At 42.8% G+C, this 25,719-nt stretch carries 27 protein-coding genes and 2 pseudogenes; 8 read left to right on the forward strand and 21 right to left on the reverse strand.

Features of this window, described 5'->3' with window-relative positions; genetic code table 11:
* Both QFZ80_RS20885 and QFZ80_RS20890 read right to left on the reverse strand, forming a co-directional pair.
* The gene (locus tag QFZ80_RS20885; protein WP_307560788.1) at positions 1-600 is read right to left on the reverse strand and encodes a glycerol-3-phosphate acyltransferase; all 600 of its coding nucleotides are present in this window, start codon (positions 598-600) and stop codon (positions 1-3) included.
* Positions 597-1,691 (reverse strand): glycosyltransferase family 2 protein, encoded by a 1,095-nt coding sequence (locus QFZ80_RS20890; RefSeq protein WP_307560790.1) that lies wholly within the window; start codon positions 1,689-1,691, stop codon positions 597-599. Before QFZ80_RS20890 ends, QFZ80_RS20885 begins: the two co-directional genes overlap by 4 nt.
* A 192-nt stretch (positions 1,692-1,883) precedes the next feature.
* Here QFZ80_RS20890 and QFZ80_RS20895 point away from each other — a divergent pair, with 192 nt between their 5' ends.
* The gene (locus QFZ80_RS20895; RefSeq protein ID WP_164826796.1) at positions 1,884-2,057 is read left to right on the forward strand and encodes a hypothetical protein; all 174 of its coding nucleotides are present in this window, start codon (positions 1,884-1,886) and stop codon (positions 2,055-2,057) included.
* 48 nt (positions 2,058-2,105) lie between these two features.
* Positions 2,106-2,864, forward strand: a complete 759-nt coding sequence (locus tag QFZ80_RS20900) for a hypothetical protein (protein ID WP_307560793.1) — start codon at positions 2,106-2,108, stop codon at positions 2,862-2,864.
* A 602-nt stretch (positions 2,865-3,466) separates the two neighbouring features.
* On the opposite strand, the gene QFZ80_RS20905 is transcribed toward QFZ80_RS20900, so the two are convergent.
* The 5 genes and pseudogenes from QFZ80_RS20905 to QFZ80_RS20925 all read right to left on the reverse strand — a co-directional run.
* Positions 3,467-4,303, reverse strand: coding sequence for a carbohydrate ABC transporter permease (locus QFZ80_RS20905; protein ID WP_307560795.1), 837 nt, complete (start codon positions 4,301-4,303; stop codon positions 3,467-3,469).
* Positions 4,304-4,319: 16 nt separating this feature from the next.
* Positions 4,320-5,258, reverse strand: coding sequence for a carbohydrate ABC transporter permease (locus QFZ80_RS20910; protein WP_307554520.1), 939 nt, complete (start codon positions 5,256-5,258; stop codon positions 4,320-4,322).
* Positions 5,259-5,328: 70 nt separating this feature from the next.
* Positions 5,329-6,675, reverse strand: coding sequence for an ABC transporter substrate-binding protein (locus tag QFZ80_RS20915; RefSeq protein ID WP_307554518.1), 1,347 nt, complete (start codon positions 6,673-6,675; stop codon positions 5,329-5,331).
* A 385-nt stretch (positions 6,676-7,060) separates the two neighbouring features.
* Positions 7,061-8,182 carry a GntR family transcriptional regulator gene (locus tag QFZ80_RS20920; protein WP_307560797.1) on the reverse strand — a complete coding sequence of 374 codons (1,122 nt, stop codon included), beginning with the start codon at positions 8,180-8,182 and terminating at the stop codon, positions 7,061-7,063.
* 75 nt (positions 8,183-8,257) lie between these two features.
* Positions 8,258-8,374: pseudogene (locus QFZ80_RS20925) on the reverse strand (DNA mismatch repair protein MutT); the annotation flags it as partial.
* A gap of 253 nt (positions 8,375-8,627) precedes the next feature.
* Here QFZ80_RS20925 and QFZ80_RS20930 point away from each other — a divergent pair.
* Positions 8,628-8,900: an ATP-binding protein gene (locus tag QFZ80_RS20930; protein ID WP_307564176.1), complete on the forward strand. Its 273-nt coding sequence runs from the start codon at positions 8,628-8,630 to the stop codon at positions 8,898-8,900.
* Here the strand turns inward: QFZ80_RS20930 and QFZ80_RS20935 are convergent.
* The gene (locus QFZ80_RS20935) at positions 8,897-9,067 is read right to left on the reverse strand and encodes a hypothetical protein (protein ID WP_307554512.1); all 171 of its coding nucleotides are present in this window, start codon (positions 9,065-9,067) and stop codon (positions 8,897-8,899) included. The genes QFZ80_RS20930 and QFZ80_RS20935 overlap by 4 nt on opposite strands.
* Before the next feature lie 171 nt (positions 9,068-9,238).
* Between QFZ80_RS20935 and QFZ80_RS20940 the strand changes: the two genes are divergently transcribed.
* A complete protein-coding gene (locus QFZ80_RS20940) occupies positions 9,239-10,033 on the forward strand; it encodes a helix-turn-helix domain-containing protein (protein ID WP_307564178.1) in 795 nt (264 codons plus the stop codon).
* A 14-nt stretch (positions 10,034-10,047) separates the two neighbouring features.
* On the opposite strand, the gene QFZ80_RS20945 is transcribed toward QFZ80_RS20940, so the two are convergent.
* Both QFZ80_RS20945 and QFZ80_RS20950 read right to left on the reverse strand, forming a co-directional pair.
* Complete coding sequence (locus tag QFZ80_RS20945) at positions 10,048-10,620, reverse strand: phytanoyl-CoA dioxygenase family protein (RefSeq protein WP_307560799.1); 573 nt, start codon at positions 10,618-10,620, stop codon at positions 10,048-10,050.
* Positions 10,586-10,870 carry a hypothetical protein gene (locus QFZ80_RS20950; RefSeq protein ID WP_307560801.1) on the reverse strand — a complete coding sequence of 95 codons (285 nt, stop codon included), beginning with the start codon at positions 10,868-10,870 and terminating at the stop codon, positions 10,586-10,588. The genes QFZ80_RS20945 and QFZ80_RS20950 overlap by 35 nt, the downstream gene beginning before the upstream one ends.
* 404 nt (positions 10,871-11,274) lie before the next feature.
* Here QFZ80_RS20950 and QFZ80_RS20955 point away from each other — a divergent pair, with 404 nt between their 5' ends.
* The 3 genes from QFZ80_RS20955 to QFZ80_RS39340 are packed head-to-tail and all read left to right on the forward strand — an operon-like array spanning position 11,275 to position 13,755.
* Positions 11,275-12,624, forward strand: coding sequence for a cytochrome ubiquinol oxidase subunit I (locus QFZ80_RS20955; protein ID WP_307554510.1), 1,350 nt, complete (start codon positions 11,275-11,277; stop codon positions 12,622-12,624).
* The gene (locus QFZ80_RS20960; RefSeq protein WP_307554508.1) at positions 12,621-13,649 is read left to right on the forward strand and encodes a cytochrome d ubiquinol oxidase subunit II; all 1,029 of its coding nucleotides are present in this window, start codon (positions 12,621-12,623) and stop codon (positions 13,647-13,649) included. Before QFZ80_RS20955 ends, QFZ80_RS20960 begins: the two co-directional genes overlap by 4 nt.
* Positions 13,650-13,653: 4 nt before the next feature.
* A complete protein-coding gene (locus QFZ80_RS39340; protein WP_483874727.1) occupies positions 13,654-13,755 on the forward strand; it encodes a cytochrome bd oxidase small subunit CydS in 102 nt (33 codons plus the stop codon).
* A 45-nt stretch (positions 13,756-13,800) separates the two neighbouring features.
* On the opposite strand, the gene QFZ80_RS20965 is transcribed toward QFZ80_RS39340, so the two are convergent.
* The 8 genes and pseudogenes from QFZ80_RS20965 to QFZ80_RS21000 all read right to left on the reverse strand — a co-directional run bounded on the left by QFZ80_RS20965 (position 13,801) and on the right by QFZ80_RS21000 (position 20,408).
* A complete protein-coding gene (locus tag QFZ80_RS20965; protein WP_307560803.1) occupies positions 13,801-14,610 on the reverse strand; it encodes a transporter substrate-binding domain-containing protein in 810 nt (269 codons plus the stop codon).
* A 302-nt stretch (positions 14,611-14,912) separates the two neighbouring features.
* The gene (locus QFZ80_RS20970) at positions 14,913-15,092 is read right to left on the reverse strand and encodes a twin-arginine translocase TatA/TatE family subunit (protein WP_307554504.1); all 180 of its coding nucleotides are present in this window, start codon (positions 15,090-15,092) and stop codon (positions 14,913-14,915) included.
* 32 nt (positions 15,093-15,124) lie between these two features.
* Positions 15,125-15,712 (reverse strand): ZIP family metal transporter, encoded by a 588-nt coding sequence (locus QFZ80_RS20975; RefSeq protein WP_307560805.1) that lies wholly within the window; start codon positions 15,710-15,712, stop codon positions 15,125-15,127.
* 190 nt (positions 15,713-15,902) lie between these two features.
* Entirely contained in the window at positions 15,903-16,286 is a 384-nt protein-coding gene (locus tag QFZ80_RS20980) for a hypothetical protein (RefSeq protein ID WP_307560807.1), read from the reverse strand.
* A gap of 19 nt (positions 16,287-16,305) precedes the next feature.
* Positions 16,306-17,349, reverse strand: coding sequence for a multicopper oxidase domain-containing protein (locus QFZ80_RS20985; protein WP_307560809.1), 1,044 nt, complete (start codon positions 17,347-17,349; stop codon positions 16,306-16,308).
* 264 nt (positions 17,350-17,613) lie between these two features.
* Complete coding sequence (locus tag QFZ80_RS20990) at positions 17,614-18,447, reverse strand: AraC family transcriptional regulator (RefSeq protein WP_307554497.1); 834 nt, start codon at positions 18,445-18,447, stop codon at positions 17,614-17,616.
* A 76-nt stretch (positions 18,448-18,523) separates the two neighbouring features.
* A pseudogene (locus QFZ80_RS20995) lies at positions 18,524-19,256 on the reverse strand (phytanoyl-CoA dioxygenase family protein).
* 213 nt (positions 19,257-19,469) lie between these two features.
* Positions 19,470-20,408, reverse strand: a complete 939-nt coding sequence (locus QFZ80_RS21000) for a 6-bladed beta-propeller (RefSeq protein ID WP_307554494.1) — start codon at positions 20,406-20,408, stop codon at positions 19,470-19,472.
* Between the two features lie 251 nt (positions 20,409-20,659).
* Between QFZ80_RS21000 and QFZ80_RS21005 the strand changes: the two genes are divergently transcribed.
* Complete coding sequence (locus tag QFZ80_RS21005) at positions 20,660-21,604, forward strand: alpha/beta hydrolase (protein WP_307560813.1); 945 nt, start codon at positions 20,660-20,662, stop codon at positions 21,602-21,604.
* Between the two features lie 293 nt (positions 21,605-21,897).
* Here QFZ80_RS21005 and QFZ80_RS21010 read toward each other — a convergent pair whose 3' ends face one another.
* The 3 genes from QFZ80_RS21010 to QFZ80_RS21020 form a co-directional block, all read right to left on the reverse strand.
* Entirely contained in the window at positions 21,898-23,367 is a 1,470-nt protein-coding gene (locus QFZ80_RS21010; RefSeq protein WP_307560815.1) for a methyl-accepting chemotaxis protein, read from the reverse strand.
* A gap of 199 nt (positions 23,368-23,566) precedes the next feature.
* On the reverse strand, positions 23,567-24,649 hold the full coding sequence (locus tag QFZ80_RS21015) for a heparinase II/III family protein (protein ID WP_307560817.1): 1,083 nt from the start codon (positions 24,647-24,649) through the stop codon (positions 23,567-23,569).
* Between the two features lie 12 nt (positions 24,650-24,661).
* Positions 24,662-25,390, reverse strand: a complete 729-nt coding sequence (locus QFZ80_RS21020; RefSeq protein ID WP_307560819.1) for a hypothetical protein — start codon at positions 25,388-25,390, stop codon at positions 24,662-24,664.
* Positions 25,391-25,719: the final 329 nt, after the last annotated feature.

The following is a 25,719-nucleotide window of genomic DNA, read 5'->3' on the forward strand; positions in this document are numbered from 1 at the left end:
TCATCGCCACTTTAAATAGACAGCAAGCTCATATCTATGAGTATAGGCAAGCAGTAGAAAATTCCCTAACCAAACCCAAAGGATCGCACTCGAATAATCCCTCATATACAAATAGATCCCTACCAGCAGAAAACCGATAACAACCTGTAAGCCGTCTGCCTCTGTCGATGTAGACTTTCCTCTGTTTATCACTTTGATTGCACTCAGTAATATGGCCAAAAACACGGCAAAAGCAAGAGAAACTTCAAAGCTTGATAATGCACTCCATACGCCGAAGGTCACAGCAATTGCTTTGCCTCCTTTCCCCTTAAGGAATGGAGAAAAGGCATGCCCGATAATCGGAGCCAGTGCGATAGAAATCATGGAGTACCCTTGAATCTTTTCATTCCCCAATACAAAAAGAAGGATAAGGTATCCTTTTAAAAAGTCGAGAATAATACCAACAACACCAAACTTATAACCAGCTGCCTTCCACAGATTTAGAGCCCCCGGATTCCCGTCACCAACCGTCTTCAAGTTTTTTTGGGCGATAAGGCCAAGCCAGTAAGAAAACATGAAGGATCCAGATAGAAAGGCACAAACCGTCCAAACAATGGTCATTGCCCCCTCCTGCTTCCTACCTTGACGTGCCGTCCTTTCCATGACACATGCCCAAGGAAAACGACCTGATAGACGGAATACAGCATGACGAAGATGAAAAATAATGTTGAGAGAACATGCAAAACAGGCATAATGATTCCAAACCTACCAACATGTTTAATCAAATAAAACAACTGAATCATGTATAAGAGATACCCGATGAAAAGGGGTAGCGCCCATGAAGTGTTGATAAATAGGAAGAAAGTTTCTGAAGCAATTAGCCCGACAACCCAAATGGCAACAAGGAGGATCGTGCCCGGACTTAATTTAGTCGTGCTTAGGACTGCTCCTTTACCGAATCCTTGAACCTCGCTTTGGATCCCTTGTGGATACATTCGAAAAGAAACCAGGCCTTGCCCGATAAAATTCGTCACTTGAATCCCGGCATTCCTATAGGTGGCCCCAAGGTTCAAATCATCCAACATCTCCGACTTGATGCTTTCATGTCCGTTGATTTTCTCATAATCTTCCCTAGTCGTTAAGATGCAGGAGCCATACAGACCTTTTTTCGGATTTTTCTTTTCAAAAGGAGATGTAAAAGCGAATACACCAAGCACATTAAAGATCAGCGCCAGTCTTTCAACAAACTTCTGCGTATAATGGAAGGGAACGACAGAAACGACGCCTCCCGCTTTATTTCTCGCCTTAACTAATGCCTCCAGCGCACGCGGAGCTAAGCGAAGATCCGCATCAAGAAAGGCAATTAAATCACCCGAGGCTTGCAAATATCCGTTCCATACGGCCCAGTTTTTACCCGTCCAACCCTGTGGAAGGCTCGTGCTGCTAATCACAGTAACCCCGTAACTTTCAGCTATTTCCTTCGTATCGTCCTCCGAGAAATCATCAACAACGATAATTTCAAAGGGTTCCAGGGTTTGTACCTTGAGTGCATGGAGAAGATGAGGCAAATTGCATGCTTCATTCCTGGCAGGGATTATGATAGACAGCTTCACATTTTCCGGACCTTTTTCCTGACTGACAGTAATCACATTTTTTCTAAATAACAAGAAACCACATAGACATCCGATGACAACTAAACCATATATCGCCACCCTCGAACCCCCTCCTTCAATTCCCTCATAACGGATGGATGAAAGTGCTGCCCTTACAATATGGAGAACAGGTTGTAGTGATATATATGAACTTTGGGGTGATTTTAAGCCATCTACTGCTGCTCAACAAGCGAACATTTCCGCAATTGTGTTATAATGTTCAATATCAAATTACTGGAGGCACAATGGCATATGAAAATATATGTTATCCTCTCCTTCGATGGTGAAGGAATGGAAAATGTTTATGTAGGCGCAGATGAGGAGAAAGCACTTTCTCTGAAGCCGACTGACTTTGAAAACTGCGAGGCCCTTTTCGTAGAGATTTGGGAAGACGGCGAGAAAACCGATGATTACCGCTTAGAATAACTAGTGATACATACTTCCAAAACGAAATAATAGAAAGGCGGATATAACATGGTCCATGCGTTTACCATCCAGCCCACTTCGTATAATACTTTCGAAGACGAGACCGAGCAGCTCGAACAGTGTAAAGAATGGGGCTTGCTTTCAGAGAAAGCAGCGAAAACAAAGGCATTCTTCTACAAGGGGAATGGTATGAATCTGCCCTGCGGCATTGTTGGTTTTGTGGATAAAATGACGGCTGTCATTGAATTCGACAACAAGCAGCTGCACTGCATTCACCCCTCCTACCTGAAGGAAATGCAAGCTGCCAATTACAGCCAGAGAGGTGCAGGAACCGCTGACTCCACTGAGGCGGAAGCCCTGGAGCTTGAGACTTTGCAAGTAGATGCTCCAGCTAACGTAGAAGCTAATGTGGAAGCTAACGTAGACGCTAGTACTGAAGAGCTTGAAGTTAAAAAGGTCTCTAAAGAGCCAAAAAAAGAGAAGGCCAAAAAGGAAAAAGCTCCTAAGCTTCAACTTCCCGAAGAAAAGGTGAAAATGATCGCTACAGTAAAGGAATTTACAACTGTACCGAACAACTTCTCTGATACTGAAGATGAAGTCATTATCTACGAAGCTGTTTCCATGATAGAACCCGAAATGGAGATCGGTGAAGCCTGGTCCAGCCACAGTGCCACGCTTAAGAAATTGGAGCTAGAAATCGGGGACAAGCTCTCGTTCGAATGCAAAATTGTAGCGAAGAAGCTCTCGAAACATCCAGTACCTTACAAAATTAATAATCCTGCTAAATTACAAAAGGTAACATCCTAACCTGATATCTTGAAAACTTGTAAAGTTGTACTTTGTACAACTTTATTGAGTCTATGTAGCGTTATCCTCGCCAATGTTGTATTTAATACAATAGTTCCAACCTAAATTGGCCATTTCGAATGAAAAAAGGCTACTTTGTTGTAAGAAATACAACATCTCCAGCATGGCGAGCAGAAATCCGAGAAATTGTTGCTCGCTGTACAACATTTACCGTTAGCGCCTCCAAGGAGAGTATGTCATTACATACTCTCCTTTTGGCTGTCTCCTGGCAGTCATTTTTACTTTTTGCTTTTGGGAACATGTCGATTTACTATGCCTATTGAGCACTAATGTCGTTGATGGTATTTTAACGGCTCCTTTCGTTAAAGTTAAAGCCGATGTGATTAAGCTGTATGTGCCTGAATAAATGCTGCAGTTAGGATACATTTAAGAGAATTATACCGAATTCATTAAAGATTTTAAGATCTTTTCATAAAGATTACTGCATGTTACTTTAAAATATGAAAAAGAGGAGCAGCATCAAAGCATGCTCCTCCACTCTCGGCAGACTGTAATTGAAAAAAATCTCAGCAGGATTCACTAATACATGTTATAAGGTATCTTTATCCTTTTATACCACTAAAGGTAATTCCGTTAATAAACGTTTTCTGGAGAAAAAAGAACAATACAATAACTGGTAATGTCATCAAGGTGGATACGGCCATTAACAGGCCCCACTCGGAACCTTTTTGACTTTGGAATTGCTGCAATCCGAGTGAGACCGTATAGGAAGGCTCATTAGTTAAATAAAGCAGAGGACCAATGAAATCGGTCCAGCTTCCCATAAATTGAAACAGTGCCACAGCTAAAACGGCGGACTTGGCTAACGGAAACATGATCTGTAGATAAATACGAAACTCACTTGCGCCGTCTATGCGGGCCGCTTCGCGAAGGGCATCCGGCAGTCCAAGAAAAAACTGCCTTAATAAGAAAATGTAAAACGGTACTCCAAAAAATTGGGGAATAATGAGCGGGAGAGATGTTCCCACCCAACCCAATTTAGAAAACAAAAGGAAGAGGGGGATCATAGTCACTTGTCCGGGAATCATCATAACTGCGAGGGTGACGAAGAACAACACACCGCGACCGCGCCATTCCAACTTGGCAAAACTGTATGCAACCAAGGGACAGGATATGATCACACCGATCGTACTAATGATTGTAATCATCGCCGTATTTTTCAAATATGTCCAGAAAGGGATATACTCTACCGCACGGGAATAGTTACTCCACTGAAAAGGATGTGGGATCCACTCAGGGGGAAATGTAAAGATTTGTGTGAGCGGTTTTAGAGAAGTTGAGACCAGCCAAATAAACGGAATAATGAAAAAGAATGAAGCAATAATTAGGCATAAATGAGCTAAAGCTCGGTTAATTTTTTTTACAGCTAGAGGATTCATTCCTATATGGCCTCCTTTATTTCCCTTGATAATGAACCCATCGTTTAGACGAAATGAAAATCAATGCAGTTAATGCCATAACGATAACAAACAAAATCCATGCCATGGCGGAAGCATAGCCCATTTTGAAATATCTGAATCCGTTCTCGTATAAATACATGACGTAAAATGTCATGGAATTTGCAGGGGTACCTTGTCCTTTGGTCATTGTGTAAGGAAGCGTGAACTGTTGGAACGCACCGATCGTTCCCATAACCAGATTATAGAAAATAACAGGAGTTAGCAAAGGCAGCGTTACTGTTTTCGTTTTCTGAAACCAATTGGCCCCATCGATTTCCGCTGCTTCGTAGTATTCATCGGGGATGTCTCCTAATCCAGCAAGATAGATGACGACAGCATGACCAATACCCCAAAGCGACATAAGGATGAGCGAGGGCTTGGACCAAGCTTCACCACCCAGCCAAGGGGGGCCATCGATACCGATGCTTGCTAACATCCCATTCACCAAACCGAAGTTTGGATGTAACAACCACATCCACAGAACAGCCAAAGCCACCTGTGGCACAAGAGTCGGTAAGAAGAAGATCGTTCTGTATATAGCCATACCTTTGACCTTCAAATTTAACATCATGGCGAGTGCCACACCGAAAAATATACTTATAGGAACAAAAAATACAGCAAAATAGATTGTGTTGTATATGGATTTCCAAAACAAAGGATCATTAAAAAGATCCTTATAATTATTCAGACCGACAAATTCTCCAGGCTGCAGGATGCTGTAAGTGGTGAAGCTAAAGTAAATTGATGCGAACATTGGAATTGCATAAAAGCAAATGAGCCCTAAAGCCCAAGGTGAAGCAAAGAGCCACCCAATCACGTTAGTTCGGCGAAATGATCTTTGTTTTCTTGCTACTGGAGAAGCTTTTAAATGAACCGATTCGGCTAGTTTCGCCATGTACATTCTCCTTCCGAATATTATAGGCCAATAGGCAAGGAGCGAGAGCTCTCCCTGCCTACTTAGCATCTTATTTATTATATTTTTCCAGCGCTTTGTTTACGGTTTCTGTTACTTTATCCAGATTTTCTTTCGGAGTGCCATTACTACGAGTGGCCTTTTCCGTTGCAGAAGCTAATTCATTCCATAACAGCTGTCCTTCAGGAATGACCGGACGGTTGTGTGATTTAGGAAGAATATTGACGAATTCTTTCATAATTGGATCGTCCTTGTACCCGAACTTGGCGTTAACCGAATCAATAACCGACATGCCAGACTGGGCATTCAGCAAATATTGCCCCTCTTCTTTACCTAAGAATTCAAGGAACTTCCAAGCGGGTTCAATGTTCTTGGAACCTTTAGGGATAATAAGGGACATGCCGCCCGACCACGTCGTAAAGTTTGATCCAGTAGGTGTCGGTATCGGTGTAACACCGTAATTCAGGTTCGGCTTAAATTTTTTGATACCAGCTACCGTCCAGTTTCCACTTATCTTCATACTGATTTGACCGGAAATGAATGGATCCATTTCATCCGTACCGGCTGCGCTTGTGAATCCTGCAATGTCCTCGACATTGTATTTTTTACCAAAATCGGTCATCCACTGAAGCGCATCTACGACTTTAGGATCATTCGCAGTGATTTTGCCAGTTGATTTATCTTGGAAGTCTCCCCCAAATGACCATCCCCAGCTGTATAGCCAGCCTTGTGAATACCATGGAATAAAACCGATTCGTTTGAAACGTTTGCCATCCTTGATGGTCAACTTTTCAGAAGCCGCTTCGAGTTCGGCAAGCGATTTGGGAGGATTATTGGGGTCGAGCCCAACTTCTTTGAAATGATCCTTATTGTAAAACAGCAAACGTGAGTCCGTACCTAACGGAATGGCATATAACTTGCCTTTATAATTGGACTCATCCCATGCAAATGGATAATACGAGTTCTTATTTATTCCAGCTCCAGCAGCCATCGTAGATAGGTCAGTCAATGAACCTTGCGCTGCCCAAGAGCCGACCTTAAATCGGTCGAAATAGGCAATATCTGGAGGGTTGCCACCTGCGACCGCAGTAAGCAGCTTCTGATCGGCGCCCTCATTGGATTCTGTATACACCAATTTGATTTTGACCGTGGGATTTTTCGCTTCAAATGCTTTCACGACTTTATTCATATTTTCCAAATCGATCGAGGTAAGACCGTGCCACATAGTGACAGTTACATTACCTTGTCCGCCTTTCTCGTTCGAGGCTGCGGTGCTTGATGGAGTTGTTGAATTAGTGCCTCCCGTAGTTGGAGTAGTCGATGAACACGCAGTTGCAAGTACTGAAATAGTGAGAAAAGATACCAGTGTTGGAAATGCGAGTTTTGTGGATTTTCTCATGTGTAAATCCCCCTTAAGATAGATTTTTTTATTTCAACTTGACTCCCATTAATGTATGCGTTTACATTCTTGTTGACTATGACATAGTGTGAATCATATTGTGGGAAAGACGCAGGTGATGCTCCTTGATTCGATCTTATGTATGCATCGAGCAAATCCACCTCATTTCAATAGAATAGTATGCTTCTATATACTAAGTATATTAATATCAAAAAACATACCATGTCAACTTCAATTTCACGACATGAGTGTAACAAATTTCCATATATCAGACTTTCACCGCTAAGATACTGTCCTTACTAGGCTGGCGTACCCAAACAAAACAAAACAAAAAAAACATGGTGTAACCCATGTTTTTCAATCGCTGTTCAGTCACCGTTACCGGCTATTTTTTCACGACCATTCGATGTTCGATAATTCTCTGTTCGGGGACGGCTTCTCCGATTAACTGCGAGACGAGCAAGTCCACCGCTCCTTCGCCCATCCGTTTCTCGTCTTGTTGAATGTGAGTAAATATCGGCTTCCCAAGATAATCGTTGAGTGAGTCAAAACAAACGATGTCATATTCATCCAACGATTTGCCCAACGAATCGATAACCTGAGCCAGCATGGTTGCGACCAGAAATTCCGAGGCGACAAATGCCTTGACTTCAGGATATTGTTCCAAAAAGCTCTTAATCGTCTTTTTGTCACTATCGATTGCGGTTCCGTTAAGGTTCATAGGGAGGGTACCCTTTAAATTCGTCAAACAATAGTCCTGATTTAGCTTCAATCCCTCTTGTGTAAAGGCCAAGGTATACCCCAATATCCTTTCCTCCAAAGTTGATGTGTTTTCCTCCGGGGGAGACAAATAGGCGATTTTATCGTGGCCTCTCCCGATCAGATGAAGCGTAAGATCCTGGGCGGCTTTCTTGTTGTCCGTGTAAACCGAGCAAACCGGAATTCCTTTCAAGTATCTGTCGACTAATACAATGGGAAACTTGTCCAATACGAGACGAAGCAGCTCAGCATTATAATGTTCGCCATGAATGGGAGTCACGATTAAGCCCTTGATGCCTAGACTGACAAGCAATTGGATAGCGCGTTCTTCTTCTTCCTTGCTCCCCCAAGTTCGCTTGATGATCAGATCATACTTGTGCTCAGCACTCTGTTTTTCTATCGATCGAAGCAGTTGCAGGCCGTATTCGTCGGAAAAATTCGGAATAATGAACCCGATCAAAGGTCTTTCTTTTTCAGCGGGTACCATACCCGTTCTTTCCTCCGAATGACGCTTTTGTTCTAATCCACCAGTAACACCACTCGCTACAAACGAACCTTTTCCCTGAATCCGTTTGATGACCCCTGCTTCGGCCAACTTCTCCAGCGCTTTTTTGGAAGTGATACGGCTGACACCAAACTGTTCGGCCAGTTCTTTCTCGGAAGATACGCGATCTCCTGCCTTCAATCTTCCCTCTTTAATCTCATTAATAATATGCCTATAAAGCTGTTCATATAAATGTTCTTCCATCTGAATCACCCTACCGCTGTATTGTTAATATACTAAGTATATCATTCCATAGATGATTAGCAATCCTACCATTGTTTAATTAAATTTTCTTTCAAAAGTTCCTTGCTCAAAAAATAAGGGGAACCTACGTTTAAACCATGGTTGCATTGGTAACTCTAATGCTTCGTTAATATCTACCCAAAGTAGTTCTCCAAAGAACAATAATCCCCTTTTTGTTATTCAATTTTCAAGACCAAAAATACCCGCTGATGATTGGATCAACAGCTCACGGATTTGAACATAAATAAAAGGAACTAAAAAGAAATGATCGAATTACTTAGAATGGTTAGATTTAGGATTTTATCATACAATTCTGACCCTTTTATTCAGCAAGCCGGTTATCGTATTTTTCCAAAAGTTCTTCATTAGAGATAACGGAAATGATCAGAAAGAATCAGCAGCTGCAATCAGAAGCGGAACGGCTGACGGCACTATTGGGTTGACCCGCTCCCCAAACAACGACGGTTTTATTAAGATTAGCGTGAAGGATCAAGGAATCGGTATGACAAAGGAGCAGATTGATAAACTGGGATCACCATTCTATTCACTTAAAGAAAGTGGAACTGGATTAGGTATGATGGTGAGCTTTCAGATCATTCGCAATCTTCAAAGGAAAGTACGAATCAACAGTGAGAAAGACGTAGGAACAGAGTTTTCAATTTATTTGCCTATGATCTAATGCTTCATCTTTCTTCTTGCTTCTAGCTCCATCTTCAAGGCATATTCAACAGATTCTGCAAGGATATCGAATTTCTCTGCAACGGTGTACGTCAGGATCTTTCCACAATGGACGCAGCGATGCATTTGAATATCTGTTACTTTCGAACAATTTGTGCATTTAATCATCTATGTCGTCCACCTTTGTAATTATCATACCTCCATTATACACATATACATCAAAAAGCCACCTATTTAACTACCCAAAATGAACACCACAGGTTTAAAATGAATTCATTTATCATAGATGTATATCCATACAAAATGTAAACTTCAGGCAGGTGAATTGTAGTGTCCTACATGGATATTCCCTATAGCTTAGGAGAAAAGTCAGCCGTTCCCCTTTGCAAGTTTATTTCCATTTGGAAAGTTCAAGCCAACGACACCTATCAAGTAACTAAAAGTGCGGGATTTGTTACACCCGGGCTTTTTATTACTTATGAAGGAAATGGTGTCATCTCCCTAGCCGATGACCGATTTGACTTGTACCCCGGCTCCTTTTTCCTCGTACAAGATGCCATTCCTTGTACATACAACTGCCAGAATAACAATTGGAAATTTTACTTTATTGACTTCAGCAGCTTGGACATGGCGCACTTCCTCCATCTTCCTGTTGGAGAAATTTTATCTACGGCGAAGTTGGCCGAAGCCCTTCAATTAAGCGAAAAAATCATTGAAACCCTGATCGCACAACCCACTGGTTACGCTTATTCAGCCAACATCCTGCTGCAGGAAGTGCTGCTCCTTTTCGCAAGGGAACAGTCGTTTTTTGCTGCGCCTAACCATACCGAGATGGACAGAATCCTCTACTATATGCACAAAAACTTAAACAAACCTATGCAAATTGATGAGCTTGTGCAAAAGAGCGGTTTGTCACGCACCTACTTCTTCGCTCGTTTTCGTTCCATGACCGGACATTCTCCAACCAGCTATATGCTTAAACTAAAGTTAGAGTCGGCCAAAGTTTCGCTTGAAACGACTAACTTACCAGTCAAGGAAATAGCAGCAGCTCTGCATTTCTATGATGAGTTTCACTTCTCAAAGCTCTTTAAGAAGCACTATGGCATGCCGCCTAGCGTTTTTCGCCGACAATAAGCATTATGATCACTTCATTGATCGTGACCTCGCGGCTTTTTACCGCTCCATCTCTCATCAACCTTCTCATTGACCGATTGATATCTCGCATCTACGCTGATCCGATATTGGTTCGTTGTGTTTTCTAGCGAACAATGAAGCAAATACATGCCGAAGATGAGAACATCTCCTGCTTCAAACGTTGTTGTAGCCCATTTCCCGCTGAATTTTTCCGTAATAACCAGCGGATCATCGGTATAATGTCCAATACCGTCACGATCTGAATCCTTCGTCCCGTAAGACTGTTTCAAGTCTTCGAAACGATGAGATCCAAGGCAAATTGCAAGTCCGCCCATTTCATAAGATACATCCCCTAGTGGCGACCAAACCGTATAGACTTTCTCTGTACCTCTTCCCATATAAACAATATCATAATGGGCTCCAGTAAAATCACCCTTGCCTACCGCCCGGAGCCATTTGTAATGATACGTAAGCGAGGGTTCCCCAAGGAGTTCATCAAAAAAGTGCATGATATGATCCCCGTTTAAAACATTAAGCAAAGCCGGCAGGTCCTCATTCGCCCCCCATGAAGATGCTCTTGCTGCCATCGGCCATTCTGCCTTCTTCCAACAGGGTATCGCGATCAAGCTTCCCCATCTTTTCCATTTTTTCTAAAATACTCGTGTGTGCATGAAGAACCTTCGTTCGGTCATGGAATCCGCGGATGAGTAGATATCCGTCTTCCTCCATCCGCTCGCGCAGCGACACCACATCATGAACAATCTCGTTTGAGCTCCTCAGCTCCGTCAAATAAGGACCACCCAGCTCCAACTCGCGACTTCCTACCTTCACCAACAATTCACATACACTCCTCTGCGTAATGACTTATGACTTAAGTGTAGGTGAAATCAATTCGTTGAGCCATGGATGATCGCATTTTAGGCATGTATAATCGTACAAATATTGTATTCTTTACTGATGTGGGTAACAGATTACAATCATTTATTCATAACGTTAATAAAGTTGTAATACTTTGTTCAAACCGTATTCACATATTATGTGAAAAAAATCACATACATTGGAGTAAGATAGAAATATATAGCAAATCAAATGGAAAACAGAAGGTGATACCACTTGAACCAATCTCGAAAACATGAAAAACGATTGATGTACCTGATGTTCATTGTTGCTTTTGTCATGTTACTCTCTTTTATCCGCAAGTTTTTTTGAACCTATGAAAGCTACAAAGGAGATGTGTCCCTATGCCTACCTACGATTCTGTATTTTATAGCCGCCTACTCACTGAGACCACACTGGCATTTCATATCATTTTCGCTACCATCGGTGTTGGCGTTCCGGTCATGATCATGTTGGCTGAGTTAGCCAGCATTAAACGTAAAGATCCCTATTATGCATTGCTGGCACGAAGATGGGCTCGGGGATTCATTATCACCGTTGCTATTGGGGTGGTTACTGGTACTGCTATCGGGCTTCAACTCAGCTTGTTGTGGCCAAAATTCATGGAGATTGCTGGGCAAGCTATTGCGCTTCCGTTATTTCTAGAAACTTTTGCCTTTTTCATCGAGGCTATCTTCTTAGGCATTTATTTATATACATGGGAACGATTAAAACCTAAACATCATCTGTTACTACTCGTGCCTGTTGTCATCGGGTCCTCTGCTTCAGCATTTTTTATTACGACTGTAAATGCATTCATGAATACGCCGCAAGGCTTTACTCTAAAAGATGGCTTGATTACAAATGTCCAGCCGATTCTAGCTATGTTTAATCCATCAATGCCAACTAAAGTGGCACATGTACTTTCCTCAGCCTATATGACCAGCGCATTCATCTTGGCTGCTATAGCGGCCTACTCCCTTCTAAGGAAAAAAGGGGACACTTTATATGCCAAGAAAGCTTTAAAGCTGACTGTTACTGCTGGGCTCGTTTTCGCCATAACCACGGCAATGATCGGTGATCTATCAGCAAAATTCCTAGCTCATACTCAGCCCGAAAAACTTGCCGCAGCCGAGTGGCATTTCGAAACATCAACGAATGCCCCGCTCGTTCTTGGTGGTATTTTGACTGAAAATAATGAGGTTAAATATGCGTTGAAAATTCCGTATGCATTAAGTATTTTGGCAGGCGGAACTCCCGAAACCGAAGTAAAAGGACTGAATGATATTCCGAAAGATCTCCGTCCTCCATTGTACGTGCATTATTTCTTTGACGCCATGGTTGCTATAGGGATGTTTGTGATTGTCGTTGGCATTTGTCATATGTGGTACGCACGCAAAAAATCCCGTAAACCTTATCCGAGATGGCTTCTAGCGATTATTGTTGGGTGTGGTCCTCTTTCCATGCTAGGCATCCAATGTGGATGGTTTTACGCGGAGGTTGGCCGCCAACCATGGATTCTACGCGGATATATGAAGGTAGCAGACGCCGCTACAACTTCACAAGACGTGGATACGATGTTACTGCTGTTCTGTTTACTTTATATCGTTTTAGCAATGACCGCAGTAAAAGTATTATCCAAACTTTTCAGAAAAAACGATGTTGCAGATGAACTGATTGCACTTGGTATTTTCGGGGGGAGGACCAAAGAATGAGTCTAGAACTTGTTGGCATAACTGTTTTGTGGATCTTTTTATACGGATATTTAATTGTAGCGTCCATAGACTTTGGTGCGGGTTTCTTCAGTTATTATTCAGTTATTACGATGAAACAGCATATCATTCATAAGATCATTGAAAGATATTTATCTCCTGTCTGGGAAGTTACCAATGTATTCTTAGTTTTCTTCTACATCGGTATGATTGGATTCTTCCCAGAAACAGCACGTTATTATGGGACCGCGTTACTTGTACCAGGCAGTGTGGCGATCATATTGCTAGCCATAAGAGGAGCCTACTACGCTTTCAGCAACTATGGTTCCAAGGATAACAAATGGTACATGCTGCTCTATGGAGCAACTGGCTTGCTCATCCCTGCAACCCTTTCTACGGTGCTTACCATTTCTGAAGGGGGAATCATCGTTGAACAGAACGGCATGATTTTGCTAGATTGGAGTAAGTTACTTAGGAGTCCTTATACGTGGTCGGTCATCTTGCTGTCGCTAGTGAGCGTCCTTTATATCTCGTCCATGTTCCTTTCCTACTATGCCTATAGAGCAAAAGACTTTCCCGCTTTTAGAATTTTACGAGGCTATGCTCTTTTCTGGAGCGGACCCACTATTCTTGCAAGTCTGCTTGTCTTTTTCGCCATAAACCAGCAAAACCCAGAACATTTCCGCAACATGCTTAACCTTGGATGGATGTTCGGAGCATCATTTCTCTGCTTTTTAGTTGCCGTCTACTTCCTATGGAAACAAATCAAGCTAGGTCTAGCGTTCATATTGGTGCTTTTGCAATTTGCTTTTGCTTTCTTTGGTTATGGTAAAGCCCATTTACCGTATATTTTATTTCCATACATCTCCATTCACGAAAATTTTACGAATCAAGCAATGGGAACTGCGCTAGTCATCGCCTTTATTGCAGGGCTTGTTATTCTAATCCCATCTCTGTTTCTGCTTATGCGTCTATTTCTTTTTGATGCTGATTATGTACAAGGTAAATTTAAAAAGAAGGGTGATTAAACCTATGGAAAACTTATTAATCCAATATGCTCCACCGATATTTGTTCTATTTTCACTTGTTTTTATGATTCTGTGGGTACCAAGAGCAGCCGAAGTGACTGAATGATTAGTAAGGCAAAGAAGTCGACTATAAGCTAGTCGACTTTTTTACTTATGATTCATGTTCGATATCATTTTCCATCTCGTCTTTGAGATTTTTCAGCAGTTTCTCTGGTTTACTTCCGAAATACTTCGTGTAGAGAGCTTCATAAGTCCCATCTTTGGAGACTGCTTCAATAGCCTTATTGATCCTTCCCATGTACATGTTCCGCTTTTTAGCAACGATAGCGTAGCTATCTTTGTTGAAAGCTTCTCCTACCTTTTTAGCTTTTCCTTCTGTTGAGTTTTGCAAATAATCTTGAATACTGTGCTCTTCAAAAACAACGGCATCAACCGTTTTATTTTTCAAATCATCGTAAGCATCCGAGATATTCGCATAGCTCCTTATTTTGATCCCTTTAATTTCACTCGCAAAATGATAAGCAGTCGATCCGTTCCTTGTTGCCACTACTTTCTGGGCCAAGTCATCTTTGCCTTTAATCACCTCATTATCTGTTGCGGTGAGTATCGCTTCTCCCGATTGAAAATAAGGACTTGAATAGTCTAAATTGTTCTTGCGGGCATTCTTGATGGTCATTCCGGCGATTGCCAGATCCACATCGCCAGATTTTACACTTTTGTTCAATTCACCGTATTCCATGGCTACCCATTCATATTCTATTTTCGCCTTCTTAGCAATGGCCTGCCATAATTCCACTTCGAAGCCTTTCTTCTCTTCTCCTTCTGTATACGAGAAGGGCCGCGAGTTTTTCTCGATGCCGACTTTGATCGATTCATTCTTCGCGCATCCTGTGGAAGCAAGTAGTTCCAATAGTACGACCAACAGAGTGATCCCCTGTTTGCTTCGAACTCGTATTTTCATTGCTATAATGCCCTCCTTATCAGCATGTGTTATGCACTTTCTCTGAAATAAATTCGATATACGCCAAGGTACCTTCAATTTCATTGGAGAAAATCCAATAGAATACTTACTCTAGGGGTATTTACAGAATTTCACTTCCATTGCATAGGTCATGCTATCAGATTATCAGGTAAACAAAGGTATTATTTGTAAATCATTAAACAGTTATGCAGACTCGACAGCATATATTGTGCAAGTTTTCATTCAGAAGGATAAATAAGATGAAAAAGACCAATCCGCAAAATTATGGATTGGTCTTCTATTCATTCTACTTTCCGCTTCTCTTTGGTATCTTCTTCTAACAATCCTTTCGTTCCTTGTCTAAACTCCTTAATCGTTGTGCCGAATGCGCGGCCTAACTGCGGAAGCTTCGAAGGACCGAATAAAAGTAACGCAACTGCAAAGATGATGACAATCCCTGATACGCCAATGCCTGATAGCATGCTGTTCACCTACCCCATATATGGTTTCTGAATTAAAATTTTACCATGAGAGCTGTCACATACATAATAAGAATTCCTGCGGTTAGCCCTCCAAAATTCAGCCAAGAAACAGGAGAAAGATTTCTTTTCTCGGACTCTTTAAGAATCATTTTGGAAATGACATAGATGACTTGCAGTATAGCGCCTGCACCTATACCGAAGAATAACGCGGCTAATGTATCATTAAAAATAAATCCGCCTACCCAAGTCCCAATAATGGCAGGTCCACCGGCGATTAACGCTAACGAGACAAAGGTCTTCCAGTTGGGACGATCTTTGAGTAATGGTGCTGCGATCCCAACGCCCTCTGTGATATTGTGCAGGGTAAAACCGATAATCAAGAAAGTTCCCAAGGCTGCTTCTCCGACAGCAAAAGCGGATCCAATGGCAAGCCCTTCGCCAAAATTATGAAGTCCAATACCTGTAGCGATTTTGCCCGATACCCTTCTTCCCTCCAAAGAACTGCTGCTTAGCTTGCGATCATTCGACTGATCCACCGCTATTAAGAAGAGACAACTGAGCAGTGCGCCAAACCAAACCAAGCCTGTACCTTGAAATACACCTGGTGCTTCAGAAGCCATTTCAAACCCTTCTTCAAAGGTATCGATAACTAAGAAAAACAAAAGCCCTACCGTCAATGCAAGAATAGCATGCATGCCTTTAACTGAAAATCTACGTAAAAATGGATACCATAAGAGTCCTAACCCAACAGGAATAACTCCTACGTAGAAACCTATTAATGCATATTGCCAAAATAGTTTACCATTTGGTTCAGGTGTCGCAGCTGCGGCCGCAACTTCGCTCTCCTTGGACCCATGGGTAAGGGATTTTTACAGTTCCCTGTTCAAATCTTTGTAAGGTATCACTTGGAGAGAAATCCGCATTCCAAAAGGCTCCATCCACAACGACTTGTGCTATCGTTATTTCCTCCGGTCCTGAATTAAGCACCTTAAGCTGGATTCCTTCATCATTTAGCGTTATTTTCTCGACATTAAGAACTTCAATAGGAGCAGCCGGCTCATTTTCTATTCCTGTTCCCACTTTTGCAATGGTAGTGATAATCGCAATAAGTAAAATTAGGGGGAGAATTCCCCACAAGATAGCTTTAAATTTGTTTGTTGGAACCTTATTTTCGGTTTGAACATTGATATTCATCGTACGCTCTCCTCCTTTCTTATTCCGCTATGAAGAAGCCCATCCATCCGAGCTCAGCAAATTCACTTTGATGGGCATGAAACATGTATCGCCCAGGAGATGGGAATACAATTTCTAGAATGCCTCGTTCTCCCTGACATTGCATAATGGTATCTGTAAATTGGGGACGCGCTTCAGGATCCGCGCCGGTTGCATAATAGTTAAAAAAGTTCGCATGAAGGTGAAAAGAATTAATGAAATCAAATTCAGTAAGATTGCTTAAATAAATTCGTACTAGTTCCCCAACCTTAACCTTAATTGGTTCTTGTTGATAGGCAAATGCGTATCCATTCACCGTATAGACTTCATTTTCCCCATCCAAATCAAGATCATAGCCGTTCATAAGCATATTGAATTCTTTGGCAGCAGCTCTTGGCTTCTTCGGATCAATAATGAAGTTACCGTAGAGTCCTTTATGAATATGTCTGGCGAGAGGAGCAACATGACAATGGTAGACATGCATACCAGCAGGCTTAGCTTCAAACTCGTATGCAAAAGTACCACCTGCAGTTATTGCTTCCAGTCCATCCATGTTGGTAGGATGCATACCATGAAAATGGATCGAATGCGGATGACTCGTTGCATTGGTAAACTTCACTCGAAGGACATCCCCTTCTGTACAACGAATAGTGGGTCCTGGTATCGTGCCATTGAATGTCCAACCGGGAAACTTGATCCCTTTCGCGATCTCAACATTCGTTTCATAGGATGAAATTTCGTATTCCCGTAACGTTCTTCCATCAGGAAGCTTACTTACCTTTCCATAATCAAATGCTGTGAGTGCTTTCTGTGCTGCTTTAAAACCTTCAGTCACTTCTGTACTCGGAACATAACCATGCTTCATACCATCATGCAATTGTTCTTTCATAGCATTATGAACGCCATGCTTATCCGCAGCTAAGGATGATTTACCAAATAAAGATGATGGATTTAGTAAAGCACTGCCAATGACAGCAAAAGCCCCTGCAGTTCCCATTTTCAAAAGATTACGTCTTGATACCTTATCAATCGGTTTACGGAACATCGTCATGCCCTCCTATTTTATATTGCTTGTTTACAATACTTTTGTATTAGGGAAACTTTTTAGGTAAAAATTTTTTTGTTTCCAATGGGACAAAGAGTTTACCAAGGGAAAAACCTTGACTTCACTATAAGCCCATATACATAGTTTGTAAACCTATTTTTTCCAAAGAAAAATACCATCATTGCTATCCTTCCAAAAGAAGGCATGAGCGCATAAAAAGTCCCTGTTTTGTATGGTTACAAAACAGGGACTTTACCCACAGACTTACTTCTGAAACGTTCTCGGCGAGCTCCCGAACTTTAGTTTGAAGGCTCGTTCGAAGTGAGTTAGCGTGTTGAATCCAGAGGCATAGCAAATTTCTGTGACAGGTATATCCGATGCCATTAACAACGATTTAGCAAAGTTCAAACGCAGTCCCTGTAAATAAATCTGGAATGGGATTCCTGTCATTTTACGAAATGCATGACTGAAATAATTAGGTGCTAATGCCGCTTGTTTGGCTGCTTCCTCTAATCGTAGTGGATCTCGAAAATGGTGGTGAATATAGACAAGAGCTCTCTGAATCGAACGATGCTGAGCTTCTAAATCCTTTTCATTGATACGTGGGTGTTGCTGACTATAGGCTCGAAAAAGGTTAAGAAGGATCCGCTCTAACGCACCTTTCACCATCATTTGCTGACCTGGCATCCAATTATAGGCCTCACTGCTAATCAGGCGAAATTCGGACTCTATCATGTCAAAGTTAACATCGATATCAACCATATATTCGGCGAAGTGTTGAAACATCAGCTCTCTTATCTCTTCCCCAAGAAAATCTCCGGAGAAAACAAGGTTGTAAATATCCATGGGCTCATCGGGAAATGAATAGATTTCATGAAAATCTGCTGGTGTGAGTAGAAAGAGACTTCCCCTTATAAGTCGATGCTCAGTTCCATTAACGATGTTCACTCCTCGTCCACGGAGAACAAAGCAAAGCTCATAAAATTCATGCCAGTGCAAGGAGTGGTGCTCGTTATTGATGTGCTGAAAGTAAATTTGAAAAGAGGAGGAGGGATCAATAAATTGGTCATTCGTTAACCTAATCGGTTGTTTTTTCATATCTGCCCTCCGCCTCCATTGTGCCATTATTATAGCATATCGAGATGCACCTTAAATCGGCTATTACAGCTGTCTTTTATACGTTAGCATACGTATTCCCTGCTAGATCTTGACCGCGTGCCAACCAAACTTTAAAGTTTGGATTTTTCTCTGGATACACTTGCGTTTCGGTTGAGAAATAACGCATGGTATATCCACAACGACGGTTTTCACTTTTGTTTGGATCTGCACCGTGAATGATGCGCGAGTCATGCAGCGAGCATTGACCTCTCTGCAATTCGAAGTGAACACGCTGTTGATGTATCCATGTTTTTAATTTGCGTATTAAACAGGTTCTGGGACCCATCTACACTTTCATACTCAGAGAAACCGTTGGTATGTGTGCCTGGAATAACTTGCATACAGCCATTTTCCTTCGAACTATGGTCAATGGCGAGCCAAACCGTAATGATTTTATCAAATGAACTAACCCGACCATTCCAATAAGCCGAATCCTCATGCCATGGCGTTGCCCTGCCAATAAAGGGGTCTTTGCAAATAAAATGGCTGGACCATAGACCAATGTTCGGTCCGATAATAGGCTCCACGAGATCCAGAACTTCATCTGACAGGAGGAATTTGAGCAGCCGTTCTTCACGGAAATGAGGTGTGTCCAGCTCGTCAGACAGTTTACTTCCTTTTTGCTTTAGTTGATCTTCAAATATATCCGTCAACTCAGCTAACTTCTCTGCAGAATACAGCTGTTTTTCATAAAGTAAGTACCCATTCTTCTTATAAAATTCGACTTCCTCATTGGTTAATTTACTCAATGTAATCCCTCCAAGATGTATGTTCTTATCGACAAATTAACTATAACGCACATGTTGGATGACAGGCTTATCGTTTACTCAGAAAAAGTTAGCGTATCTTAAGGTAAAGCAAGAAAAAACGGCGTTACTAGTTGATCATAAGAAAAAAAGCCACTCTTGGAAGAGTGACTTTGTATACTGAATGATAAGTAACAAGATGATGATAACAATCAATTACCTGCGAGCTAACTTGGTCAATCGTCCATCCGAAATCCACTCGGCCACATAGACATCTCCACGCGAATCGACACAGATACCATGCGGAGAACTGAATTTGTTAGCGCGATAATAAGCCTTATCTAGATTAGGCCATCCCGCTTGAGATTTAGCTTGACGATCCTCACCCAAATGAGCAACTAATCTATCATGTTTATCGAATACCGTTACACGGCTGTATAAGTCCGGAAAATACATTTCATCTTTGTAGAAATAGAAGCTGCAGGGCATATCCATATCATGGTCAAAGGTGCGTTTGAATTGCCCATCGAGCGTAAACACTTGGATCCTATGATTGCCTCGATCCGCAACATAAAGTTCTGGTTCTCCGCGTCTCAAGTCAACGGATATACCATGTGGACAAGCGAATTGCCCCGTTTCTGAGCCCTTCCCTCCCCATGAACGAATATAGTCACCAAGTGCATTATATTGATGTACCCAGCTTTGACCATACCCATCTGAAATATAAATATCGCCATTTGGCGCCACAGCCACATCCGTAGGCACAAATTTGCGTTCATCATCATAAATCTCAGGCAGATCTGGCGTGCCGATCGTTAACAGATGTTCGCCGGTTAATGTTGTTTTAACCATAATCCCTTTGGCCGTGTCGGTCACATAAAGGAATTCGCCACCTGCTTCTTTGTGCAGATAAAAGCCGTGCGCGCCTCCTTCGAATTCTTCGCCCCAGGCATTCAAATATTGCCCATTACGGTCAAATACCACAACGGAAGGCTTTCCGGTATGGAACAAATAAAAGCGACCCGCTTCATCAACTTCAATTCCGTGTGTGTAACCTAATGTCACATTTTCGGGCACTTTTGCCCAGTTGGGAATAACTTCATAGTTATGTGACGTATTACCTGCTTGAAGGGCACTCAGAGATAGCGCTTCCAATTTATCCACATCCTTTTCTACTTATTTCCTTTTAATAATACCACTTAATTATTACTGTATACTAGTTCAAATGTTGAAAGCCAGTTACCTTCAGGAGTTGATACAACCATGTCAATCTGGGAACCTATTGAGTGCCTTTTCGACAAAGGAGAGATTCAAACTTAGGATCAACGTTTACATAGTGGTAGGCACTAAAAACAACAATCGATGGTGTTAATCCATAGATGAACACGTCAAAGGAGGAACTACACATGCCAAATAAAATTCATCTTGAAGCCGCAGCGCAGAAATTCGCAGAAGATACCGCAAAACCGCCCTTTCTCTTCGATCTAGGTCCGGTAAAAGGGCGCGAGACTGTTCACAAGGTGCAATCCGAGCCCGTCCATAAAGAAGCTGTCGACATGCAAGATCTTACAATCGCAGGTGGCCCGAGCGGTGAAGTATCCGTGAGAATTCTGCGACCAAAGAATTCACCCCCGACTCTCCCTGTTATCCTGTATATCCACGGTGCTGGGTGGGTTTTCGGAAATGCACATACGCATGATCGCTTGGTCCGCGAGCTTGCCGTTGGTGCTCAGGCAGCCGTCGTATTCCCCAACTATAGCCTTTCGCCTGAGGCCAAGTATCCAACAGCACTCGAGGAGATCTACGCTGTCCTCCAATGGATAGCCGACCATGCAAAAGAGTACGGCTTCGATGCTGAGCGTCTCACAATTGCAGGCGATAGCGTTGGCGGCAACATGGCCGCAGCCATTACGTTGGTCGCCAAGGAACGCAAGGGCCCGACCATCCATAAGCAGCTGCTGTTCTACCCTGTAACCGATGCATCCTTCGACACGGATTCCTATGAGCAGTTCGCAACGGGATACTTCCTACGTCGTGATGCGATGCAGTGGTTCTGGGATCAATACACATCTGATCCCCGTGAACGAGCGGAGGTGACGGCATCTCCGCTGCGAGCTACACTCGAGCAGCTCAGCTGCCTCCCACCCGCGCTGATCATCACAGGCGAGGCCGACGTGCTGCGCGATGAAGGAGAAGCCTACGCGAACAAGCTTCGCGAAGCCGGCGTGCCCGTCACGTCCGTGCGCTTCCAAAGCATCATCCACGACTTCGTGATGCTGAATGCCTTGGCTGACACGGAAGCCGCGCGCGGTGCCATGATGCTTGCCAAAGCTTGGCTGCGAGAATCCTAACAGTTGCCTGCGGTGCAAGCAGGGTTAATACGAAGAAACAGAGGCACAATCCACCAGTGGATGTGTCTCTTGTTGGCTCAAGACAATCAATGATGTATTCTGTGTAACAATAAGGCAACTAATTTGCAATTTCCCTGCGATTGTTGCAGTAAATACAACATTTTCACTCAAAAGTAGCTCCAAATAGTGAAATGAGGCTAAATTGTTGTACAACATACAACATCAATAACTTGGAGAGAAGAAATCATCGAAATTGTTGTACATCGTACAACTTTCTCTCCTATTTTATCATCCTATACCCCGACCTGCTCCATCCATTCCGCAGCTACATCAACCGCTTGTTTAAAACACTCTCGCCCGTGGCTAACCAGCGCTTGTTTCGCTTTATCATATTCTCCTTCCAGCATCCATGCTGCATTTTGATCCTTGATCACGCCAAAAGCATCCCAGGCAGAGCGCAACGAGGAGAAGTATTTTCGATCACTCACCTCTTTTAACTTACTTTCTAGCCCTTTCATACATGTTTGTAAAATTACCTCTTGTGCCACTTTTTTCTGGTACCAATCGTTTATTTTTTCTGGATCCCTGGCCTCAATCAACGAAACCATGATCGCTCGCATGCCGGTCGCACATTCCATCCACACGTCCAAATCTTTCTGAAAGGCATGAGATTGCTGGAGTGAAGGCAATTTAAATTGCGAAACTACCGAGCGTAAAGAAAGGCTGCTCCGTGTTGCTTCTTGAATACTTTCATTCATCCCCACAATATTCTGAAGCTGAACATCAGCAGCAGCCAAAACTTCTTCGCTCCCAGCCGTTACTTGTTGAATCATTGCTGACGTTTGATTAATCGAGTTTGCAATAGACATTGTATTGCTGGTAACTCCTTCTAAGCGACCATCTACTTCCTGCATGTCACCTAAAAGTTGACCAAGGAACGTCTCCATCATTTCATACTTACTAACCGCTCCTTGCAAGGTATGCGCTCCTGTACCAACCGTGTCCTGCATCTGGTGTATCGAACCTCGCAATCCATCTGCACTAGATGTAACCGTTTGGATAAGTTCCTGTATGTTAACTGTTTCCTGCTTCGTCTGAATGGCCATCTTCGAAATCTCTTGAGCGACGACCGCAAATCCTTTTCCCTGTTCTCCTGCACGCGCTGCTTCGATATTCGCATTTAGCGCTAACAATTGGGTTTGTTTAGAGATATGTTCGATTAGAATGGTCATGTCTGCTATTTTCTCAAGTGCTTTATTCAATTCATCCATTTTTACATAGATTTGCGTACTATCCTTGGAGATTAACTGCATTTGTTCCATCGCTACACTCATTTCCACTCTGCCAGAGCTCACTTCTCCCAAAAACTGAGTCGATGATTGGACGATGGCACTGTTGCTATCTCTAACTCCCTCAAGAAAGGTATGAATAGGATGGATTTGGTCTGATATGAGCTGGGCATGTTCAGAGGCATCCTGCATACCTTCAGCCATTTCTCGCATTGTAGCCGTTATTTCTTCTACCTGCACAGTAATCAGAGTTGACCTCACGCTCGTATCCTCCATCTTATGATAAAGCTCATTTGATGATTTATCGACGATTCGGATGAGAGATTTCAAACTGCGAATTGTTTTTTTCAACGTACTGATTAATGATTTCTCACCAACAACAGGGGCACAGCTCATACTGAAATCACCCGTAGCCATTTTTAATAAATCCCCATGAACCTTTTCATACGATGATGAATGAACTAGTTTGAACAAAGTGACTCCTCCTTTTACACATAAAAAAGCCTATCCCATTACAGAAACTGTAACGGATAGGCTTCGTTGCCAACTAGAATAGAAAAAACAATGTTAGATTTTCTACGTAATCACGTCTTTGTGATGGTTCGATTATATAAAAAATGTAGTTTTATGTCAATATATATAACATAACCATTACATACACTTGAATACCGTATTAATAGACAGGCTCTAACGTCACAGATATAACCTGCTGTCTGGCTGTATCCACACTCTTCAGGTCAATCAGATACACCGTCTCGGCATTCCCTGAATGATCCAAGTGTTCAGAAGTCTGAATCGCTGCATCCAACTGGCGGGCTTCATACACTAGACGAAGCTTCTGACCTTCACTCGCGCTTAAAATGATTTCCCCCACCTTGCCAACTTCAGGCGGATAAAGGGTAATGAAACGCTCTGTAATCGTTATAGGCGATTCCGTGAATTCATAACTGTCAGTTATCGTTAATTTGCCCTGCTGCTTGTCCAAATCGAACAATCGCTCCAATTTGTGCAGATGCGGTACGTCATAAGCTTGCCGCAGATCCAACAGGAATCGATCTCTTCCATCCTGAATACCCACTTCCACTACCTGCGAACGACACTGCTCTCCTTCACTTTGAAAGCAGTCATTAATAATGGGAACGCTATGCCCAGCTGAGCTGTTGCAAAGAATCGAATAACGCTCGTCGCCAAAATATTGTCTCGTATATAGACCGGCACCAAGATCCTCCAGCCACCTGACGCCGTCCACTACCCAGACAAAATGTCCGATATCATTATGATTATGCGGCTCCGCATTATGTCCACCTTTAGCTGCAAAACTGATGAGTTTACCGCCCACCTGACACCGGCTAACCATCCATTCGGCTTCTTGAAGGAACTCTGAGTGAAGAGGCAGCCCTTCCCTTTTTTCCAGCAGCCCATAGTCCGTCCAAGCCAAATCACGCAGTGCCGTTGCGAAACGGCCGCAGTGATCAACTGAACTTGCACGATGGGTCAGCGACGGAACGCGGAGTTGTTCAATCCTCTGGCATAGACGGCTGAATAAGCCAGTCTGAATACCGCTCGTACGCCCGCAATCGGAGAAATTCGCCACATGATTCTCCTGTAGAAAACAGAATTGCGGGAACTCCGCAATGTGCCTGGCTTTCTTTTCATCCAGAAGCAGATCGACCTGACCACCAGTACGCTGCTTAAGCAGCTCTGCAAAATAAACGTAATAACCGAAACCGTAGTACCAATAACCGAGACCTTCCAAACACGCCCCTCTTCAGTGAACCCTTTCAAGGAAGCACTCCATCGCTTCAAAAACGCGATTTAAGACAGGCATCAGGATTCTCGAATCCTGGATCATATAAATAGCAGCCATTCCGATGCTTCCTGCGCATACTGCCGACCAGTTGTGCGTTGCTGTCTCCCACCCAAACATTCTCTTGAGCTGCATATACGGATTCAGCACTCTTTGCATAACCTCGTGACGTGCGCGTTTAACAATAAGTGGATCGAGTCGATCCTTGAACAGATGGCAAATCTCACTCAATGCATGGGCCGTCTCTGATGCGAACAAATCTACATGCCTTGGCGCCTCATCTTCTGCTTCGGGATCTTGGACGTTCAGGTGTGCAGGCAAGCACCATGTGTATTCATCGCATATGGCCCAGATGGTGTCCTCGAGTGCAGGAATGAATACTGCATCATCTTCTGTTAAAGCAGCGATTGCAAAAGCCGCAAGCCGACGTCGACGATCGAAGTAGTGCTTCTCGAACTCTTTTCTCGAACCATTTACTTGAAATAATCGAAATGCGCTGAAGGGCAGCGCCTCGATGGGCTGCGTGAGGAATTGGTCAGCCAACTGCCGGACTTCTATTCGGTGGACGGCTAGCAGCAGATTGTCCATACCTGAGCGTATATCCACGGATCGCGTTCTGACTTCTTCAAAAAGGGAAGCATGGTCCGTCTCCGCAGCTTGCAGCGCTTCCAATAATAATCGACTATTCAAGTGAACACCTCTTTTGGGTTAGTTATCTTTAAACCTACTATAATGAATAAGGCGTTTATCGTCTAGTTCATGTATTTACTTTTCCGGGTAAAATATTAACCTCTTTCGGACCTCATTGGTCTAACCTGCCGATACCGTGATCGCGCAGGGATTTGCGGCGAAGGCTCGCTGCTCCAAACCGAACTGGGAAGCTCTCGGCGCAGAACAGGCGCTACTTCAGTCGCAAAAATTTGCAATTACTCACAATTTCCTATATATTTCTATATTGCTGATTAAAAAAATATTATATATTTCGGATAATTTCACAAAATTAGTATGATCTGAATATT

It is taken from the genome of Paenibacillus sp. V4I7 (genome assembly GCF_030817275.1).
In the GTDB taxonomy this organism is placed as follows: Bacteria; Bacillota; Bacilli; order Paenibacillales; family NBRC-103111; genus Paenibacillus_E.

Coding starts and splice junctions, on each gene's coding strand:
- QFZ80_RS20990 (WP_307554497.1), bottom strand. CDS start 18,447: ATGAAAAAACAACCGATTAGGTTAACGAATGACCAATTTATTGATCCC.
- QFZ80_RS20940 (WP_307564178.1), top strand. CDS start 9,239: ATGGATATTCCCTATAGCTTAGGAGAAAAGTCAGCCGTTCCCCTTTGC.
- QFZ80_RS20935 (WP_307554512.1), bottom strand. CDS start 9,067: ATGATTAAATGCACAAATTGTTCGAAAGTAACAGATATTCAAATGCAT.
- QFZ80_RS20980 (WP_307560807.1), bottom strand. CDS start 16,286: ATGAATATCAATGTTCAAACCGAAAATAAGGTTCCAACAAACAAATTT.
- QFZ80_RS20895 (WP_164826796.1), top strand. CDS start 1,884: ATGAAAATATATGTTATCCTCTCCTTCGATGGTGAAGGAATGGAAAAT.
- QFZ80_RS20960 (WP_307554508.1), top strand. CDS start 12,621: ATGAGTCTAGAACTTGTTGGCATAACTGTTTTGTGGATCTTTTTATAC.
- QFZ80_RS39340 (WP_483874727.1), top strand. CDS start 13,654: ATGGAAAACTTATTAATCCAATATGCTCCACCGATATTTGTTCTATTT.
- QFZ80_RS20975 (WP_307560805.1), bottom strand. CDS start 15,712: ATGGCTTCTGAAGCACCAGGTGTATTTCAAGGTACAGGCTTGGTTTGG.
- QFZ80_RS21005 (WP_307560813.1), top strand. CDS start 20,660: ATGCCAAATAAAATTCATCTTGAAGCCGCAGCGCAGAAATTCGCAGAA.
- QFZ80_RS20915 (WP_307554518.1), bottom strand. CDS start 6,675: ATGAGAAAATCCACAAAACTCGCATTTCCAACACTGGTATCTTTTCTC.
- QFZ80_RS20970 (WP_307554504.1), bottom strand. CDS start 15,092: ATGCTATCAGGCATTGGCGTATCAGGGATTGTCATCATCTTTGCAGTT.
- QFZ80_RS20900 (WP_307560793.1), top strand. CDS start 2,106: ATGGTCCATGCGTTTACCATCCAGCCCACTTCGTATAATACTTTCGAA.
- QFZ80_RS20910 (WP_307554520.1), bottom strand. CDS start 5,258: ATGGCGAAACTAGCCGAATCGGTTCATTTAAAAGCTTCTCCAGTAGCA.
- QFZ80_RS20955 (WP_307554510.1), top strand. CDS start 11,275: ATGCCTACCTACGATTCTGTATTTTATAGCCGCCTACTCACTGAGACC.
- QFZ80_RS20920 (WP_307560797.1), bottom strand. CDS start 8,182: ATGGAAGAACATTTATATGAACAGCTTTATAGGCATATTATTAATGAG.
- QFZ80_RS20885 (WP_307560788.1), bottom strand. CDS start 600: ATGACCATTGTTTGGACGGTTTGTGCCTTTCTATCTGGATCCTTCATG.
- QFZ80_RS20985 (WP_307560809.1), bottom strand. CDS start 17,349: ATGTTCCGTAAACCGATTGATAAGGTATCAAGACGTAATCTTTTGAAA.
- QFZ80_RS20965 (WP_307560803.1), bottom strand. CDS start 14,610: ATGAAAATACGAGTTCGAAGCAAACAGGGGATCACTCTGTTGGTCGTA.
- QFZ80_RS20945 (WP_307560799.1), bottom strand. CDS start 10,620: ATGGCAGCAAGAGCATCTTCATGGGGGGCGAATGAGGACCTGCCGGCT.
- QFZ80_RS20905 (WP_307560795.1), bottom strand. CDS start 4,303: ATGAATCCTCTAGCTGTAAAAAAAATTAACCGAGCTTTAGCTCATTTA.